We start from the raw sequence: 19,001 nt of genomic DNA, 5'->3' as shown, positions 1-19,001 counted from the left end.
GCGGCACCGCCTTGGGAAGGCGACGCCGCATCGCCCGATCACGATCCGGGCGGCGTCGCTGGCTTCAGATAGAGGGTCGGGATCCCATATCTGTCCTTGAAGCCAAGTGAGGCGGACTGCACGTAGCCGTGGCTTTCCGCAAAGGCACGCATCGGCTTTTCCAGCTCGTCTTCAAAGCCAAGCAGAAACGCCGCCGGCGGGTCTTTCTCGAACAGCGCTTCGATCGTCGATGGCGATGTCATCTTGTAGTACTTCGCCAGGTCGGGGCTCGTCATGTCGGCGGTGCGGTAGGCAAACGGCCCTGTCGCCAGCTCGGAATAGACATCGAGGCCGCCTTCCAAAGGATAGATGGGCGCGAGCGTCGCAACCTTGCCGGTGACGCCGGCGGCCTGCATCCTCTCGGCAATCGTCACGCCTCCCTCATGCACGCGCATCGTCGTCCATTGCTGCGGATGGGCCGCCTTGCCGAGGTATTGGCCAAGGCGCGGCGCGTTGACCGCAAGGACGACAAGCACGGCCGACAGCAGGATCGGCCGCACCATGGGCAGCGCGCGCGGCCCAAGTGCCTCGAGCAAAAACCCAAACGCCAAAGGAAGGCAGACGAGCGGCGGTGCAAAATACTGCGGGAACCCGGGCGTCGGAACGAAGCTCAGCACAAAGCTGCAGAAGAGCACGCCGGCAAGGACCAGCACCTCCCCCATGCGCAGCCTTGGTTCGGCTGCTGCATTGTCCGTGCGCCGGGCAAAGGCGAAGAACGCGATGGCGATGAGTGCGGCAAGCGCAACGGCCACGGCCGGCGCAAGCCATATGTCCTGCGCCATGACCAGTTTCTGGGCGAGCGACATCGCCCCGCCCTCTCCGTCGCCGCTCATCAGCCGCCAGTATTGCGGATGCGGACCGGTATGGTAGCGCACCACGTGCGCCAGAAAGAGTTGGGGATCCCTGACGAGGTAGAAGAGGATCGGCGCCCCGCCGACAAGTCCACCGATGAGCAGCGGCGCCGCGACCTTTACGATACGATCCTTCAGCGCCAGCGAGCGCGGCAGAAGGAATGCGGCCACGGCAACGGCCGGGATGAAGGCGATGGCGCTCAACTTGAAGCACACGGCCAAGGCCAGCAGAAATCCGGCGAACGCCACCATCAACGAACGACGCTGTTCATTACGCAGGGCGAGGAGAAAGAGACTGAGGCCGAGAAAGGCGAACGGCCACGGCAAGAAATTGTTGGTGGCGCCCACACCCGTCTGTGTCAGGAACAACTCGTTCACTAGCGACAGGATGCCGACGCAGGCCGTTGCCCAGGCCGAGCGCGTCAACACATACACCACGCCGCCGACGGCGACGGCCATAAGGATCCAGGCCAGGAAGACACCGAGGCGACCGCTTAGAAGCAGGTCGCTCGACCCCGTCAACTTGCTAATGGCGTAGAAGTACCAGGCGGAGGCGGGCGGATGATTGTAGAAGAAATCGGCGTAGAGCGCATGGTCGTTCAAGAGCCTGGCCGGCGGGACGTACAGCTGCTCGTCTCGGCGCATCTCGAAATTCATGATCCGAAGAAACAGGAAATAAAAAACGAACAGGAAGAACAGGGCTGCGGCAACTTGATAGAAAATCCCGACCGACTTTCCTTCAACGGAGCCCGGTCTTTCCGAAGAAACACTTGCTGGATAGGTCATGTAAAAACTCCGAACAAAAATAGACGAAGTATAAAATACAGGCTGGCGACGGGAACGATGCGGTCGCACACGACTTCAAATGGATCACACAGGATCGTAATGCGCAGTGGCGCACGGCCTAGCGGGACAACCCCGACAAGCGTGCAGGGATAAACCTGACACGTAAAAAGGCTTGCGGCCCAGCAGAATATAAGGTATTTCTTGTATATTAGTTACTTAACATAACGGAAACCCTGGGATTTATCCAGACATATTCCGTAGCACGCAGGTAACCGCCTGCCTTTATTGACGTGCATTTTTATCAGTTATTGAAAACGCTCAAATCGCGCATTGGATCGCGATTGCTCATGAATAAAACCTGAGACGTCAACACTATCCCAAACATATCTTCTTGGAGACCGCTATGAAAGTCGTTCTCTTTGCGGGAGGGCTTGGCTCGCGCCTGGCCGAGGAAACCACGCGTATTCCTAAGCCGATGGTTGAGATTGGTGGCAAACCCATCATTCTTCACGTCATGGATATTTACAGCCACTGGGGGCACCGCGACTTCGTCGTGGCCGGCGGCTATAAATGCATGTCGATCAAGAGCTTCTTCCATAACTTCCATCTGTCGACCGCGGACTTTACCGTCGCGCTCGGAAGCGGCTCGATGGTGCTGCACCCCAATCATCCGCTCGACTGGAATGTCTCTGTCGTGGACACCGGCCTGTCGACGATGACCGGCGGTCGGCTCCTGCGCCTGCGCGAATGGCTCGACAACGAGCCCTTCATGGTGACCTATTCGGACGGCGTCGGAAACATCGACATCGAGGCGCTGCTGGCGTTTCACCGCTCGCATGGGCGCCTTGCGACGGTCACCGCCGTTCAGCCTCCGGCCCGCTTCGGCAACCTCGAGATCGAAGGCGACCAGGTCGTCGAGTTCACCGAGAAGGTGCAGAAGAAGGAAACCTGGATCAACGGCGGCTTCTTCGTCTTTGAACCCGGCGTGCTCGACTACATCCCGAGCCTTTCCGAACCGCTGGAAATGTCGCCGCTGACCAATCTCGCCAGGGACGGTCAACTGTTTGCCTACAAACATCACGGCTTCTGGCATCCGATGGATACGGTGCGCGATCGCGATTACCTGAACGGCCTGTGCGAAAGCGAAGATCCGCCGTGGCTGCACTTCGAACGCGATCACCTGGCCGCCGCGACGGCCGCACCGTCCACCCATCACGTACGGATGTAGGACATGGCTTTGATCACCAGCGAGGCCGACCTTGCCGAGGCGTTCCGTGGTCGAAAGATCCTGGTCACGGGACACACCGGTTTCAAGGGAGGCTGGCTCTCGCTCTGGCTGAGGCGACTGGGTGCATCGGTGGTCGGCCTGTCGCTGCCACCGTCGACACCGTCCTTCTTCCTGGCGACCGGCCTCGGCGATGTCATCGACGGCCACGAGGGCGACATCCGCTCTGCCGCCGACGTGGCGCGGGCTATCGACGGACAGGATTTCGATCTCGTCATTCACATGGCCGCGCAGGCCGTGGTGCGGGCCTCCTTCGAGAGCCCGGTCGACACCTATGCGACCAATGTCGTCGGCACCGCCATCGTGCTCGATGCGGCAAGGCGCATGAAGTCCCTGAAGGGCGTGATCGTCGTCACCAGCGACAAGTGCTACGAGAACCGCGAATGGGTCTGGGGCTATCGGGAAAACGACCCGATGGGCGGGCGCGATCCCTACAGTTCGTCGAAAGGCTGCGCCGAACTCGTCGCAGCCGCCTATCGGTCCTCGTTCTTCAATGACCCCAACGGGCCGCAACTTGTCAGCGTGCGCGCCGGCAACGTCATCGGCGGCGGCGACTGGGGCGCCGACAGGCTCGTGCCCGATCTGGTCCGGTCGGTGGAAGGCGGCAGCCCTGCGCGGCTGCGCAATCCGGCGAGCATCCGGCCATGGCAGCACGTCTTCGAGCCGCTTCGCGGTTACATGATGCTGGCGGCACATCTGCTTCACGGCAGAACGCGCTTTGCCGGCGGCTGGAATTTCGGCCCCGACCAGGAAGCGACCGTCAATGTCGGAACGCTTGCCGACATGGTCGTCGGCCAATGGGGCGACGCGCCACCGAAATACATCGTCGAGCCGCAGGTAAACGCGCCGGTGGAATCGACCATCCTACGCCTCGACAGCACCAAAGCCCGCACGGAACTCGGCTGGAAGCCGGTGCTGCGCCTGCGTGACACCGTGGCCATGACTGTCGCCTGGTACCGCAGGTACCGGGAGGATCCGAGAACCATCCGGTCGTTCTCGGAGCATCAGATCGAGCAATACGCCGCCGCCTGGAAACAGGAAGTCGAACACGAAGCAAGACCATTGCCATTGCGCGACATCGGAGATTGGAAAGATGCGAGTTAATTACGGACAGTCCGTTTACGGTCAGGAAGAGATCGACGCCGTTGTGGCGGTCCTGCGCTCATCGACACAGATGGGCGCGGCCGTCAGGACGATGCAGGAACGTGTCGCGACGCTCTTTGCGAAACGGCATGGCATCATGGTGAACTCCGGTTCGTCCGCGAACCATCTCGCCATCGAAATCGCCGACCTTCCGAAGGGATCCGAGGTCATCACGCCCGCATTGACCTTTGCGACGACCGTCGCCCCGATCGTGCGCGCCGGCCTTGTCCCGGCATTCGTCGATGTCGTCGAAGGCACCTACAATATCGATGTCGATGCGATCGAGCGGATGATTACCAGGAAGACGAAAGCGGTGATGATCCCATCGCTGATCGGGAATTTGCCTGACTGGGATCGCATTCGCGCCATCGCCGACGCACACAAACTGCTGGTGATCGAAGACAGCGCCGACACGCTGGGCGCGACGATCAGGGACACCAGCACCGGCGCGCGGTCCGATATCAGCACGACCAGCTTCTACGGCTCACACGTCATCACCGCGGCGGGCAACGGCGGCATGGTCTGCGTCAACGACGACGAACTGGCGCGCAAGGCAATGCTCTATCGCTCCTGGGGCCGCACATCCTCGCTCTTTGTCGAATCCGAGACCATCGAGAACCGGTTCAACATCGATCTCGACGGTTTCGACTACGACGCCAAGTTCGTGTTCGAGGTGCTGGGCTTCAACATCGAACCGTCCGAAATGGGCGCAGCATTCGGGCTCGTCCAGCTCGACCGGCTGCAGCAGAACATCGACGCACGCGAGCGCAACTTCGCCAAGCAGCGCGCCTTCTTCGAGACCTACGAGGACTGGTTCGTGCTGCCGGAGCAACTACCGCTTTCACGAACCGGATGGCTCGCCTACCCGATGACCGTGCGCGCCGATGCGCCGTTCACCCGCCGGGAAATGCAGATCTTCCTGGAACAGCGCGACATCCAGACCCGTCCGGTGTTTACCGGAAACATCCTGCGCCAGCCGGCGATGAGTGGCGTTCACAGCAAGGTCGAACCGCGCGGCTATCCGGTCGCCGACGACGTGATGCGCGGCGGCATCCTGCTTGCCTGCCACCACGGCCTGACGCAGGCGCACCTGGACCATATCCACCAGTCCTTCCGTGATTTCGCCCAGCGGTATGCAAGCTCCGGCGCCACGAAGCGCCGGGATCATCAGCCGGCCTCGTTCTTCTGAGCGAACACGAAACGCGCCTCTCCGACCAAGGGGAGGCGCGTCAGACGGATCTTCGGTCCTCGGCGGTCACGCGTAGATGAGAAGAGGCGCATGTCGAGAATATTGATAACCGGTGCCGCTGGCTTCATTGGTTCGCATCTGACGCGAACCTGCCTCGACGCGCGCCATGAAGTGCATGCGGTGGTGCGGCCCGGCTCGGAAGACAGCCGGCTCGAGGCCGTCGACGGTGCGTTCATCCGGCACAATTTCGACCTTCAGTCCGACGATGCCATGCGGCGTTGCCTGCAGGAGGTCGAGCCGGAGATCGTCTTCCATCTCGCCGCCCGTACACGCCGGCGGGAAGAGGCGGAACTCAACGACGCCAAGGCCGGCATCCGCGAACACCTCAATGCATTGCTCGGCCTGCTCGGCGCGGCAAGCGCGCTGCGCCATCCACCGCGAAAGATCATCCGAACCGGATCGCTTGCCGAATATGGCGCGACACCCGCCCCTTACGAAGAAGACAGCCGCGAGATCCCGGTAAACGCCTATGGGGCCGAACTGACTGCCGCGACCCATTTCATCGGCGGGCTGCAGACACGCCTGCCCTTTCCGGTGATCACCGCACGGCTGGCGCTTGTCTTTGGCCCGAGGCAATCGACTGAATTCATGATCCCGTCCTTCATCGAGCGTTGCCTTGCCGGCCAGCGCTGCCTCGTCCGCCATCCCAGCGACCGGCGCGACCTGCTCTATGTCGACGATGTCGTCGAAGCACTGCTGCGGATTGCCGATGCGCCGGTCAGCACCCGGCTCGTCAATGTCGCAACCGGCATCGCCCCGCCGATGCGCGAGGTCGCACGCCTGATCGTCGAACAAACCGGCGCCGACCCCGCCCTCATCGAATACGGCTCGGCCACCTCGACAGGCGGCATCCGCGATTTCCGGGCAGCGCCGGGGCGCGCCAAGGATCTGTTCGGCTGGAGCGCCCGCATACCGTTTGCGGAAGGGCTGGCCCGCACCATCGCATGGCACCGGGCCGTCGTGCCGCCGGCCTCGACCGATGGCCACGCATCGCGCAAGACCGTCTGAGGGTGGTGACGACGAGATGAAGAAGAGACAGAAAATCTCGATCCTGGTACCGGCCTATAACGAGGAGGCCAATGTTCGGCGCGCCCATGAGGCGATCGTCGACATGTTCCGCAGCCTGCCCGAATACGACCGCGAGATCATCTTCACGGACAATCACTCCACCGACGGAACCTTTGAGATCCTGTCGGAGATTGCGAGTGAGGATCCGAGCGTTCGGGTGATCCGCTTCAGCCGCAACATCGGCTACCAGCGCTCGCTGCTGGTGGCCTACAAGGCGGCGACCGGCGATTGCTCGGTGCAGATCGACTGTGACCTGCAGGATCCGCCGCACTTGATACCCGGCATGATCGATCTCTGGCTACAGGGACACCAGGTGGTCTACGGCATTCGCCGAACGCTCACCGACGGGTGGCTGACAACCCATATTCGCCGCGCCTTCTACTGGTGCATCAATGCGCTCAGCGAGGATGATCTGCCGCTCAACGCCGGCGAGTTCAGGCTCGTCGACCGATGCATCCTCGACGAACTGCGCAAGGTCGACGACACGTCTCCCTATCTGCGCGGCCTCATCAGCGCCATGGGGTTTTCCCAGGTCGGCTTCGAATACGACCGTCACGCGCGCGTGGCCGGCGAAAGCAAGTTTCCGTTCAGGGCGATGCTGTCGCTTGCCGTCGATGGCATTCTCAACCATTCGCTGACGCCCCTGAGGCTCGCCTCGATGGCGAGCCTGGTGATGGGCACCGCCACGCTGCTGCTTCTGTTTGGCTACCTCGTCGGCAAGCTTCTGTTCGGGCAGGACTGGCCCGCCGGCTTTGCCACGACGACAATGCTGCTTTTGCTCTCCATTACCTTGAACGCCATCTTCCTCGGCATCATGGGCGAGTATGTCGGCCGCATCTTCATGCAATCGAAGCACCGTCCCGCCCCGATCATCGAAGCTTCAATCAACAACGACGAACACCGGCGACCGACGCCGGCGATGCCAGATTGGAGGCGCGGCGATGTCGCTGCCGACAACAAAAGACGCTAGGTCCCGGCAGCGCGCCGGAGAAACGCTTGCCCGGTTCGCGGCGGTCGGCGCCGTGACGACCCTGCTCGACATGGCGTTGTTCAACACGTTCTATTTCGCGGGGGCTCCGCCAACGCCCTCCAATCTCGTTTCCTATTCCTGCGGCATCGCGGTCAGCTACATGCTCAATCGCGCCTGGACCTTCCGCGCCGCCCATAGCCACGTGCAAGCGGTGAAATTTGTCGCCGCCACCCTGACGGGTCTCTTGATATCGACGGCGATCGTCGCGGGCCTTGCCCTCCTAATCCCGGCACCGGTCGCCAAGGTGGTCAGCGTCCCGATCGTCTTTGTCTGGAACTACCTGGCGTCGCGACTTTGGGTCTTTCGCGGTTCAGAGGCGCCAAGTACAGCCACTGGAAATAACACTTAAAACAATAAGTGCAGTTCGGTTTTGAGTCTATTTGATACACAACGCATCGACTGAAACAAAAGATATAAATTTGAGATTTTAGAATTTTTATTTTGAAGTTTTGGAGTATTCGCACCGATGTCCTTAACTCATTTGCAGCGCCTGGAAGCCGAGGCGATCCACATCTTCAGAGAGGTCGCCGCGACCTTCGCGAAGCCGGTCATGCTCTATTCGGTGGGCAAGGACTCCTCCGTCATGCTGCATCTGGCGATGAAAGCATTTTATCCCGGCAAGCCGCCCTTCCCCTTCCTGCATGTCGACACCACCTGGAAATTCCGCGAGATGATCGAGTTTCGCGACCGCACTGCGGCCGAACTCGGCATCGATCTCCTCGTCCATATCAATCGCGACGGCGTCGAGCAGAAGATCAACCCCTTCACCCACGGCTCCAACGTGCATACGCATGTGATGAAGACGGTCGCGCTGCGCCAGGCGCTCGACAAATACGGCTTCGATGCGGCCTTCGGGGGCGCACGGCGGGACGAGGAAAAGAGCCGGGCAAAGGAGCGCATCTTCTCCTTCCGCAACGCTCAGCACGCCTGGGATCCGAAGAACCAACGGCCCGAGCTCTGGAAGAGCTACAACACACGTGTCGGCCCATCGGAATCCATTCGTGTCTTTCCCCTGTCCAACTGGACCGAACTCGACATCTGGCAATACATCCTCAAGGAAAACATCCCGATCGTGCCGCTCTACTTCGCCGCCCGTCGTCCGGTCGTCGAGCGGGACGGCATGCTGATCATGGTGGATGACGAGCGCATGCCGCTCCATGCGGACGAGAAGGTTGAACAGCGCGTGGTGCGGTTTCGCACGCTCGGCTGCTACCCGCTCACCGCTGCGATCGAATCCAACGCCACGACACTCCAGGACATCGTCCGCGAAATGCTGACCGCCCGCACGTCGGAGAGGCACGGCCGCCTGATCGACGCGGACGAAACCGCATCGATGGAGAAGAAGAAGCGGGAGGGGTACTTCTGATGACCGCCAGCATTCCCGCAACACCGGGCAGCGTGCTCGAATATCTGGCCAAGCAGGAAAAGAAATCGCTTCTGCGGTTCATGACCTGCGGCTCAGTGGATGACGGCAAGTCGACGCTGATCGGCCGGCTGCTTTACGACAGCAAGCTGCTCTTCGACGACCAGCTCGCAGCACTCAAGCGCGAGACGAAACGCAACAGCGCAAACCACGGCGACATCGATTTCGCGCTCCTGATCGACGGCCTGGAGGCCGAAAGGGAACAGGGCATCACCATCGACGTTGCCTATCGCTTCTTCGCCACCTCGCGCCGCAAGTTCATCGTGGCCGACGCGCCGGGGCACGAGGAATATACCCGCAACATGGTCACGGCAGCGTCCACGGCGGCGCTTGCCGTCGTGCTCGTCGACAGCCGCAAGGGCATTCTTCGGCAGACGCGGCGCCATTCCTTCATCGCGTCCCTGCTCGGGGTGCGCCACGTCGTTCTGGCCGTCAACAAGATCGATCTCGTCGGTTTTGACCGCAGGGTCTTCGACACGATCGTCGCCGACTATAAGGCGTTTGCCGAGAACCTCGGTTTCTCGACGATCACCCCGATCCCGATTTCGGCGCGCTTTGGCGACAATATGACGAGCCGTTCGCCGAACATGCCCTGGTATGGCGGCCCGACATTGCTGGAGCATCTCGAGACGGTGCCGATCGAGGAAGAGGCGGCCGAAGCGGAGTTCCGTTTCCCGGTCCAGCTCGTCCTTCGCCCAAATCTCGACTTCCGCGGCTTTGCCGGCCAGGTGGCATCGGGCAGCATCGCTGTCGGCGATCCGGTCGCGGTGGCAAAATCCGGCCAACTCTCGAGGGTCAAGGAAATCGTCACCTATGACGGCAAGCTTGCGCGCGCGGTCGAGGGCCAGTCGGTCACGCTTGTGCTGGAGGACGAGCTCGACATCTCGCGCGGCAACATGCTCGTGCCGCCGGAAGATCGCCCGCATGTCGCCGATCAGTTCATGGCGCATGTTATCTGGCTCCACCCGGATGCGATGCTTCCCGGACGCAGCTACATCCTGCGCACGGAAGTCGACAGCGTCAGCGCGACCATTACCAGCCTCAAACACCAGATCGACGTGAACACCTTTGCCGAGGAAGCGGCAAAGTCGCTGCGCATGAACGAGATCGGCGTTTGCAATCTCTCCACCCAGGCGCCGATCGTCTTCGACAGCTACAAGGACAACCGGACCACCGGCAACTTCGTGCTGATCGACCGCTTCACCAATGCCACCGTCGGCGCCGGCATGATCGACTTTCCGCTGCGTCGCGCGCTCAACGTGCATTGGCAGGCCCTCGACATCAACAAGAAGGCCCGTTCCGCACTCAATCATCAGACGCCACGCGTGTTGTGGTTCACGGGCTTCTCCGGCTCGGGGAAATCGACGATCGCCAACACCGTCGAGAAAATGCTGCACGCCCAGGGCAAGCACACGTTCCTGCTCGACGGCGACAATGTCCGCCACGGCCTCAACCGCGATCTCGGCTTCACTGAGGAAGACCGCGTCGAAAACATCCGTCGCGTGGCCGAGGTTGCGAAACTCATGACCGAGGCGGGCCTGATCGTGCTCGTGTCGTTCATCTCGCCTTTCCGTTCGGAGCGCCGCATGGCCCGCGAATTGTTCGGCCCCGGCGAATTCATCGAGATTTTCGTCGATACCCCGATTGAGGAATGCGCGCGCCGCGATCCCAAAGGCCTCTACAAGAAGGCGCTCGCCGGCGAGATCAGCAATTTCACCGGCATCAGTTCGCCTTACGAACGCCCGGAGACGCCGGAAATCCATCTGCACACCGTGGGCCGCGAAGTCACGGCGCTTGCAGGCGAAATCGAGGCCTATCTCGACAATCGATAGGCGCCAGTCCGGCGCGGTGAAGGCGACGCCGCCTGCGGCAGTACGGAGAGTGATGATGATCGATACGCTCACGACAGCAGCGATAGAGGCCGGCAAGGCCATTCTCGACGTCTACGCGCGTGATATCACCGTCGATGAAAAGGCCGATTGTTCGCCAGTCACCGAAGCGGACCGCTGTGCCGAAGAGATCATCCTTGCCATTCTGGCACGGACCTTCCCCGACATCCCGGTGGTGGCCGAGGAAGCCGTCGCGGCAGGCGCCGTGCCCGAAATCGAGGGCCAGCGCTTCTTCCTCGTTGACCCGCTCGACGGCACCAAGGAATTCATCAACCGGCGAAGCGATTTCACCGTCAACATCGCCTTGATCAGCGACGGCGAGCCTGTTGCCGGCGTCGTCTTTGCGCCCGCCCGGCTGGTCGGCTATATCGCCGAAGGCGGACGGGCGACGAAGTTTCAGGTGACGGCCGACTTTGCCGTCACCGAGACCACGGAAATACGGTGTCGAGAACGACCGGAAAATCTGACCGCGGTTGCCAGCCGTTCGCACAGCGATGCCGAAACCGCGGACTTCCTGGAGCGCAATGCTATCCGCGACTGCACGTCGATCGGCTCATCGCTCAAATTCTGCCTGCTCGCCGAGGGGCTGGCCGATGTCTATCCCCGTTTCGGGCGCACCATGGAATGGGATACGGCCGCCGGCGATGCCGTGCTGCGCGCTGCAGGCGGACGCGTCACGACGCTTGACGGGCAACCGTTCCGCTACGGAAAGCGGCGCCAGGCAAATGATTGCGACTTCGCCAATCCTGGCTTCATCGGCTGGGGTCGTGAGTGCGGAACAGAGGTTCGCGAAAAGGAAGCGGACTAAAGGGAAAAAGGCTAGAGTGCCTGAAAACGAGGCTCAAGCGAGCAGCCTCGTATCGGTTGAAGGTGACGGCATGCCATGAACATGTTCAACCATACCCTTTCGGCCGGGCTGGCTCCTCGTCGCGAAGCCGCGCGCCGCGATGCGCCAGGCATCGTGCTCACCAAAAAGATCGAGTTCCTGCTGCTCGTCGGCGCCGTCTTCTTCTGCTCGATGAACTACTTTCGCTACGGCGATACCAACTTCACCGTCGCCGACTTCCTTGCTTTGCTTTGCTTCTGCTTTGCGCTGCTCAATCGCAACATCGATTTTCAACTGTTCGGGCGCGTCAGCAGCGGCTTGTGGTGGCTGGGGCTGACGATGCTGGTCTGCGGCCTGCTGGTCAGCAGCATCGCGGGCCCGGATCCGATGCGCGGCATCGTGGTCGTTACCCAGTATCTCTACGCCTATCTCTTCGTGGTGCTGTTGTTCAGCGGTCGTACGCTCGATCAGCTCGTCCTGCTTGCGAAGACCTATGTGTTCTCGATCCTCGTCCTGTGTTTCCAGGGCATCTATCTCATCCATATCGACGGCCGCACGAACACCAACTTCGTCAGCGGCAACGGCCGCTTCAGCGGTCTGATGGAGCGCGAAAACGAGTGCGCGGCGGTGATCGCGCTTGCCGTCCCAATCCTGCTTCTGCTGATCACGACGAAACGCATCAACCGGATCTATGCGGTTTTCGCCCTGCTGATCCTGATATACGGAATCCTGCTGACCGGCTCCAACACCGGCCTCATCGCCCTCGTCTTCGGCATGAGCGCATTTGCCGTCATTGGCGTCAACTGGAAGCGGCTGATGATCAACGTCGCTCTGCTCGCCGGCATGGTTCTCGCGGTTTTCACGTCCGCCCGCGACTATCTTCCGGCAGCCTTCCAGAAGCGCGTGCTCGGCGCCCTCGAAAGCGGCGACATCGGCCAGGCGGGCACATTCGATCACCGCGTCGAGCTGATCTACGAGGCGATGAACATGACCGACAGCACCTTGCTGCTCGGCGTCGGCGCGGACCAGTACCGGATCGCGAGCGCCATTCACCAGCCGGTTCATAATCTCTATCTGCTTTTGTGGACGGAAGGCGGCCTGATCTCGGCGCTCGGTCTTCTGGTGATGCTGCTTTCGGCCTTCGGCCCGGCGCTGGCCGTGGCGCGGCTTCCAGGCGGGCGACCGTTTGCGGGCTGCATCCTCGCCAACATCTCGATGATGCTGCTGGTTGCCAATGCCGTGCCCCACGCCTATAGCCGCTTCTGGCCGTTCCCGCTCGTGCTGCCTGTCGCCCTTGCCTGCGCCTACATCGCGTTCTCACGCGCGGCAAAGCCGGCGCCGGACACTTTTGCCCAGCCCGAACCGGTGCCACAACCCGAACTGCGGCAAAGGGATCTTATCGCTCAGGCACGCTCTGGCGTGCCGCGCTGAGCCGGCGTTCGCTGATCCTATCCCCGAAGATCATCACCAGAACTGTTTCAGCGATGATCTTCAGATCGACCCATGCTGAACGGTTGGTTATGTACCAGAGATCGAGATCGAGCTTGTCGTCGTTCGAAAGAATGGCATTGCCGCTGATCTGGGCCCAGCCGGTGAGCCCCGGCTGAACGCTGCAGCGGCGAACCCCGCGCTCGCCCAGTGCGTCGATCGTCTCCGGGAGGATCGGCCGCGGGCCGATGAGGCTCATATCGCCGATCAGGATGTTCCAGAACTCGGGCAACTCGTCGAGGCGCGTTCGGCGAAGCAGAAGCCCGAACCGTCCCGTGCGCTCGGCGTCGCTGAGAAGACGCCCGTCAGCGTCCCGCGCATCGGACATCGACCGAAACTTCATCATGCGAAACGGGCGCCGGTCGAGCCCCGCGCGGGTCTGGTAAAACAACACCGGCCGGCCGAGCCAGATGGCGACCGCAATCCCGACCACCAGCATGATCGGCAGGCTCAGAAGGCCTGCGATCAACGCAAAGACGATGTCAAAGCACCGCTTCATCTCCAACTCCCATACACCGGTCGGGATACGGCCGGGCAGCCGCGTCGCGGCGACGCGGCCGTTTCCGAAAGGGCGGCTTTATGCTCGCGCTTCCATTTCAAGCACCGGCGCGTGCTGCCCCAGAGCGGGAAGTGACGCCTCGGTGACGACGGCATGCAAAAAGCGGGCGGCCTTGGTCATTGCCTCTTCGCTCTGCGCCGGATCGACGAGAAGCGCGATGCTGGTTTCACCCAGCCGTCGTGCGACCGGGAGCCGCTCGGCCGGCGAAAGCCCAAGATCGGTGAAGCACTTCTCGAGGTAGACCTCGGAGCAGCTTCCGGTAAAGCACGGCACGCCCGCCGCGTTCATCGCCGCCACGATCCAGTCGCGGTCGTGTCCGGGCTTCAATGCCTCCGGCCGAACGAAAGCGTAGTAGCGGTAGTAAGCGTGGCGATATCCCTTCGGCAATGTCGGCACGCGCAACGCTGCAAGCTCTTGGGCGACATCGTCGAGGATCGCAGCGTTGCGGGACCTCGTCGCGTGCCATGCCGGAAGACGCTCCAGCTGCCGCGAGCCGAGAACCGCCGAAAGCGACGTCATTCGCCAGTTCGTGCCGATCGTTTCATGCAGCCAACGGAAACCCGGCGGGTGCTCTCGCAGGAACGCCGCGTCATAGGATTTGCCGTGGTCCTTGCGGCTCCAGGCCTTCTTCCACAGCGCCTCGTCGTCAAGAGCAATCAGGCCACCCTCGCCGCCGGTGGTGATGATCTTGTCCTGGCAGAAGGAGAATGCAGCGATATCGCCGAAACTTCCGGCCGGATTGCCGTCGATCTCCGCGCCATGGGCCTGGGCGCAATCCTCGATCACCCACAGTCCCTTCTGTCTGGCGAGGGCCATGATTTCCGGCATCTCGCAGGGAAATCCGGCCAGGTGGACCGCGATGATGCCCTTTGTCCGGCTGGTGATCTTCGGTGCAATCGTTGCGGCGCTGATGTTCTGGCTGTTCTCGTCGACATCGGCAAAGACCGGGATGCCGCCGCAAAACGAAACGCACGACGCCGAGGCGACGAAACTGCGCGGTGTCACGATTACTTCGTCGCCGGGTTCCAGACCGAGCGCGAAAAGCGCCAGCTCCAGCGCAAGCGTGCCGTTTGCAAGCGCGATGGCGTGTTTACGCCCGAGGGTGCGGGCGTAGGCTTCCTCGAAGGCTGCGACGTGCGACCCGGTCCAGGCATTCACCTTGCCCGACCTCAAGACCGCCGCAACATCTGCAATCTGTTCCTCGTCATATACCGGCCACGTCGCCACAGCTTGCTCCCTCGCTCGAGTGAAAACTCCGGAAATTCAGATGACCTGCCGCACCATCACGAAGGCCTCGGCGGCCGATTTGAGTACGGTTGCGCCGCGCAATGTGGCGAGCGCGTTCAAGGTCTCGAGGCTGCGCTCGTGCGGCGCCGCCCGAACCTGGGACTTGAACGCCTTCATTGCCGCAAGCTTTCGATCGATATGGTCGCTGATGTCGACAAACACGTTCGGTGCGAAGCCCGGCGTCACATAGGGCGCGTTCCAGTTGGTCTCCGACAGCGTCTCGTAGGCCAGGATCACCTTGGGATAACCGGGCTGATGCGGCCTTGCCGCCACCATCGACGACAGGAAGATCAATTGATGGTCGATATGCATGTCTCCGACGAAGGGGACGAGCAGCGTCTGCGGCGCGATGGAGCGCACCAGTTCGAACAGTGCGGCATTGAGTGCCGAGTGGGAGGTTTCGGAGAGGGCTGCAGCGGGGAAACCCAACCAGCGCGTTTCCTTGACGCCGAGAATCCGGTGCGCCTCATGTGCTTCCGCCTGAACGGCCTCGACCGAGGCCCGGTCATAGGCCGGTGGTTTTCCCTCCGTCACCACCGCCACGAAGACGTCGTTTCCTTGCGCCGCCAGCCGCGCCATCGTCCCGCCGGCGCCCAGAACCTCGTCGTCGGGATGCGGTGCGATGACCAGAGTGCGTCCGAGCGTTTCCATCAGGCTCATCTTGCCGCCCCCAACACGCCAATCGCCGCCGATCTCAGAACCGTTTCCCGACAAGGGTGGTCATCCCCGCCGCCCAAGCTCGACGTCAGCCCACATGCGAACTCGCCCCTCACGCAACTCTCCTTCTATGCACGGCCGAAGCCGCGAACATGCCGGCGCTACAGGCCGGCGATCGATACGAAGATGACATCCCCCGGCAGCACGGCAGTAAGGCTAGTCGCCTGGATACTCTGCCTGCCCTTGGTCTCGCCGCGCCCGGTCTCCCGGTCGATCTTGTAGAGAAACGATACCTGTTCCTGCTTGCTCGAATCGACTTCCGCAGCAGCCATCAGGACCATCTGCTCCTTGGTTGTCTGACGCTGCGTTTCGAGCTTCTTGAGCGTGGCCTCGCGCTCCTGGAGCAAGGTCAGGATCTCCTTCTCGCGGTTTGCCTTCAACGTTTCGAGCTGTAGCTTGAGATTGGCGAGCTCGCGGTTGGAGCGCCCGATCTCGGAGATGAGCTCCAGCAATCGCGACTTTTCGCTCGAGGTCGCCATCTTCACCCGTGAAAGCTCGGATTCCGTATTCAGCTCCCGTTTCCTGAGCGCGAGCGTCCTCGCCTCAACCTGTTCGTTGAGCGCGACGACCTCCTCCTGCTGCTCCTTGAGCTTGTCGAGGATCGTCAGGCTCGCCTCCGTCTGCATGATGCTCTGGTTGAGGATCTCCATCTGGTTCTTTGTCGACAGCAGGTCCGTCTTCAGGATCTTTTCTTCGATCGCGACCACGGGACCGACGGAAGCTTCATCGACATACATCTTGACGCTTTCCGGAATATCCTTGAGGTCGACCTTCTCGGAACCGCGCAATTGTGCGTAAAGCCGGGCGGTGTAGACCGCCTCCCGCACGATCTCGACATCCGTTTCCTCGATCGTGCCGCGCAGCTTCGCCTGGGCGATGATGCGATCGGCCGGATTGCTCATCGCTGTCTGCGGCCCACCGGCCAGGCCGACCGCCTGCTCAACCGTCAGCCCCGGATAGTAGGCGAAGGAGCCGGGCGTCCGCACCTCGCCAAGGATCAGCACTGGGCGAACCGTTACGATGGAAAGCGACAACTTCGGTTCGGTCAACAACTGGCGGGAAAGGTATTCGTTGCGCAAGGCGTCGACCGCCTCGGGAATGGTTCGCCCCTCGATTTTGAACGCGCCGATCAACGGAAAGGCGGCCGCTCCGTCGGTGCCGATCGTCAGGGACGTCGGCAGCTCGGCGTCATCCAAAATGTCGAAGGACAGCACGTCCCCGACCGAAACCCGGTAGGCGGCCGGCGCCGCCTGGATCGTCGGCATGGCGGTCGTTGTCGCAGCGCCCGATGCGGTGGCGCTCGGCGTACTGGCGGTCGATGCGCCGGCAGCGTGGAGGGGACCCGTCAGCGACAACGTCGCCGCCGCGACGAAAGCGAAATGGCTGACGATGCGAAAGATTGTTTGAGCCGGAAACTTCATGCTTCCCTCTAATGAATAGATCCAAACTTCACGATGGTTCAACCGCACCAAGAGAAGCGGAAATTAAACTCCAACAATGGATGAATTTATTTTACGAGACCTCTGTAATTTTTTTGGGTCACTATGATATGCTTCAAAAATAGGTTCCAAGGCACAATTTTTAATTGCATATGGATAAGTAATTAAATTCCCCCAGAAACAGGGAAACAAATTTTTCTCGCCCTGCGAGAACACTAAAACACATATTAGCATTCTTCCATGAAACAGACGTAATTGCAACCTCGAAGCAGGATGTAATTTTGTGATATTATTGGAATCACTACTAAAAAAGACAAGAAAGTATCGTTTAGCCTGGCAAGCCGAGGCAGACCTCCACGGACGGCTCAAGAACATAGCACACCTGCTGACTGGCAACTTCGCCAGCGCCTTCATTGGCCTCGCCGGCTTTGCCCTGACGGCGCGTGCGCTCGGTCCTGCCGACTATGGCCTCCTGGCCCTATCCTTTGCCTATACGCGCGGCATCGAGCGCTTCGTCAGCTTCCGCTCCTGGCAGCCGCTCATCAAGTACGGGGCGAAGGCCCTTCAGGTCGGCGAGACCGACGACCTGAAGGCATTGTTCAAATTCGGGCTGCTGATCGATCTCGCCACCGCGCTTGCGGGATGGGGGCTGGCTGTCCTCATCGTACTTTTCGCCGGGCCGCTTTTCGGCATTTCCGAAGAGATGAGCCGCTTCGTGCTGATCTACTGCGCGGTCCTGCCCTTCCAGGTGACCGGCATGCCGACGGCGGTGATGCGGCTTTATGGCCGCTTCAAGATTGTCGCCTATGGCCAGGTCGCCGCCAGCATCCTCAGGGCGCTCCTGTGCCTTGCCGGCGTCTATCTCGGCTGGGGGCTGTTCGAATTCATGCTTCTGTGGATGGCGTCGCAGATCTGCAGCAGCCTGAACAGGACCGCCTGGGCTTTCCGCGAGTTGCGCAAACAGGGACTGACCGGCGTCATGTGGGTGCCGCTCGGCGATATCCGGACCCGCTTCCCCGGCTTCTGGAGCTTCTCGCTGTGGACCAACATGGCGCTGATCATCCAGGCCTGCGCCTTCGAATTCGATACGCTTCTCGTCGGCTATCTCGCCGACCCGGGATCGGCCGGCCTCTACCATATCGCCAAGCGGGTGGCGAAGATCGCGCAGCAGGCGGGAGAACAGGTCCAGGCCGTGCTCTATCCGGATCTTTCGCGCGTCTGGGCGACCGAAGGGATCGACGAGTTCAGAAAGACCGTCAGCCAAACCGGATGGCTGCTGTTCGCCTTCGGCGTCTGCGCCCTCATCGGCGCTCACCTGACCATCGAATGGGTGCTGCGCGTGACGGCCGGTCCGGGCTTCGAGGCGGCCGCCTCTCTCGTCATGGTGCAGTTCGTCGCCGTCATCATCTTTCTTTGCGGCAGGACGCTCTATTCGGCCCTGCTCGCCATGGGGCACGAGAAGATCCTGCTGCAAAGCGCGCTTCTTGGGGGCGCCCTCTTCCTCTTCACGGCAGTCGTCCTCATCCCGCGTGTCGGCGCCGTGGGCGCGAACGTTGCGCATATCGTGATGTCCGGCATCTGGTTCGTGCAGATGGCAATCGCCTATCGCCGCAAGCTGGACAGCAAGCGCTGATCTTCGGCACAGCCTTTCAGTTGCCGGCCGCAGCTTCGGTCCGGCCGTCTATCGACGCGAGTATATATCGAGCAGACTGCAGACGAATTGTGCCGAGCCGAGGGAATATGAGCCTTGCCAAGGCGGATGTCTCACCCCGACGCAGGCGGTAGCGCCGCCGTCAGTGCAGATCGAATGCTGCTACAGCTATGAAGCCAGGCCGATCGCCTGCTCGAACGGCGCGCAACTGACGCGGCTGTCGAGCATCAAGGCTTTCTCTATTTGACGATGGGGATCAGCGGACCGGCTG

At 61.5% G+C, this 19,001-nt stretch carries 16 protein-coding genes; 11 read left to right on the top strand and 5 right to left on the bottom strand.

The window, feature by feature from the left end; genetic code table 11:
- Positions 1-38: 38 nt before the first annotated feature.
- The gene (locus OKW20_RS30760; RefSeq protein WP_429178356.1) at positions 39-1,745 is read right to left on the bottom strand and encodes a glycosyltransferase family 39 protein; all 1,707 of its coding nucleotides are present in this window, start codon (positions 1,743-1,745) and stop codon (positions 39-41) included.
- 334 nt (positions 1,746-2,079) lie between these two features.
- On the opposite strand from OKW20_RS30760, the gene rfbF reads away from it, so the two are divergent.
- From rfbF to OKW20_RS30710, 10 genes are all read left to right on the top strand, one after another.
- On the top strand, positions 2,080-2,904 hold the full coding sequence (gene rfbF, locus OKW20_RS30755; RefSeq protein ID WP_052201503.1) for a glucose-1-phosphate cytidylyltransferase: 825 nt from the start codon (positions 2,080-2,082) through the stop codon (positions 2,902-2,904).
- Between the two features lie 3 nt (positions 2,905-2,907).
- The gene (gene rfbG / locus OKW20_RS30750) at positions 2,908-4,065 is read left to right on the top strand and encodes a CDP-glucose 4,6-dehydratase (protein WP_429178353.1); all 1,158 of its coding nucleotides are present in this window, start codon (positions 2,908-2,910) and stop codon (positions 4,063-4,065) included.
- On the top strand, positions 4,055-5,293 hold the full coding sequence (locus tag OKW20_RS30745) for a DegT/DnrJ/EryC1/StrS family aminotransferase (protein ID WP_402326478.1): 1,239 nt from the start codon (positions 4,055-4,057) through the stop codon (positions 5,291-5,293). Before rfbG ends, OKW20_RS30745 begins: the two co-directional genes overlap by 11 nt.
- Before the next feature lie 90 nt (positions 5,294-5,383).
- On the top strand, positions 5,384-6,361 hold the full coding sequence (locus tag OKW20_RS30740; RefSeq protein WP_429178351.1) for an NAD-dependent epimerase/dehydratase family protein: 978 nt from the start codon (positions 5,384-5,386) through the stop codon (positions 6,359-6,361).
- 16 nt (positions 6,362-6,377) lie between these two features.
- Positions 6,378-7,391: a glycosyltransferase family 2 protein gene (locus tag OKW20_RS30735; RefSeq protein WP_043610811.1), complete on the top strand. Its 1,014-nt coding sequence runs from the start codon at positions 6,378-6,380 to the stop codon at positions 7,389-7,391.
- Entirely contained in the window at positions 7,363-7,800 is a 438-nt protein-coding gene (locus OKW20_RS30730; protein ID WP_429178349.1) for a GtrA family protein, read from the top strand. Before OKW20_RS30735 ends, OKW20_RS30730 begins: the two co-directional genes overlap by 29 nt.
- 117 nt (positions 7,801-7,917) lie before the next feature.
- Complete coding sequence (gene cysD, locus OKW20_RS30725) at positions 7,918-8,817, top strand: sulfate adenylyltransferase subunit CysD (protein ID WP_043610815.1); 900 nt, start codon at positions 7,918-7,920, stop codon at positions 8,815-8,817.
- Positions 8,817-10,706: a sulfate adenylyltransferase subunit CysN gene (cysN, locus tag OKW20_RS30720; protein ID WP_429178346.1), complete on the top strand. Its 1,890-nt coding sequence runs from the start codon at positions 8,817-8,819 to the stop codon at positions 10,704-10,706. The genes cysD and cysN overlap by 1 nt, the downstream gene beginning before the upstream one ends.
- 55 nt (positions 10,707-10,761) lie before the next feature.
- On the top strand, positions 10,762-11,571 hold the full coding sequence (cysQ, locus tag OKW20_RS30715; RefSeq protein WP_429178344.1) for a 3'(2'),5'-bisphosphate nucleotidase CysQ: 810 nt from the start codon (positions 10,762-10,764) through the stop codon (positions 11,569-11,571).
- 75 nt (positions 11,572-11,646) lie between these two features.
- Positions 11,647-13,020 (top strand): O-antigen ligase family protein, encoded by a 1,374-nt coding sequence (locus OKW20_RS30710; protein ID WP_429178342.1) that lies wholly within the window; start codon positions 11,647-11,649, stop codon positions 13,018-13,020.
- Here the strand turns inward: OKW20_RS30710 and OKW20_RS30705 are convergent.
- The 4 genes from OKW20_RS30705 to OKW20_RS30690 all read right to left on the bottom strand — a co-directional run bounded on the left by OKW20_RS30705 (position 12,986) and on the right by OKW20_RS30690 (position 17,061).
- Positions 12,986-13,576 (bottom strand): sugar transferase, encoded by a 591-nt coding sequence (locus OKW20_RS30705; protein ID WP_429178340.1) that lies wholly within the window; start codon positions 13,574-13,576, stop codon positions 12,986-12,988. The genes OKW20_RS30710 and OKW20_RS30705 overlap by 35 nt on opposite strands.
- A 78-nt stretch (positions 13,577-13,654) precedes the next feature.
- Positions 13,655-14,863, bottom strand: coding sequence for a DegT/DnrJ/EryC1/StrS family aminotransferase (locus OKW20_RS30700; protein ID WP_429178338.1), 1,209 nt, complete (start codon positions 14,861-14,863; stop codon positions 13,655-13,657).
- Between the two features lie 36 nt (positions 14,864-14,899).
- Positions 14,900-15,583 (bottom strand): PIG-L deacetylase family protein, encoded by a 684-nt coding sequence (locus tag OKW20_RS30695; RefSeq protein ID WP_429178336.1) that lies wholly within the window; start codon positions 15,581-15,583, stop codon positions 14,900-14,902.
- 158 nt (positions 15,584-15,741) lie between these two features.
- Entirely contained in the window at positions 15,742-17,061 is a 1,320-nt protein-coding gene (locus OKW20_RS30690) for a polysaccharide biosynthesis/export family protein (protein ID WP_429178334.1), read from the bottom strand.
- Between the two features lie 301 nt (positions 17,062-17,362).
- Here OKW20_RS30690 and OKW20_RS30685 point away from each other — a divergent pair, with 301 nt between their 5' ends.
- Positions 17,363-18,712 (top strand): lipopolysaccharide biosynthesis protein, encoded by a 1,350-nt coding sequence (locus OKW20_RS30685; RefSeq protein ID WP_371258810.1) that lies wholly within the window; start codon positions 17,363-17,365, stop codon positions 18,710-18,712.
- The last annotated feature ends 289 nt before the right edge of the window (positions 18,713-19,001 follow it).

This window comes from Ensifer sp. LBL (genome assembly GCF_050435225.1).
In the GTDB taxonomy this organism is placed as follows: Bacteria; Pseudomonadota; Alphaproteobacteria; order Rhizobiales; family Rhizobiaceae; genus Ensifer.
The sequence above is the reverse complement of the archived record's forward strand: the minus strand, read 5'-3'. Positions and strand labels throughout refer to the sequence as shown.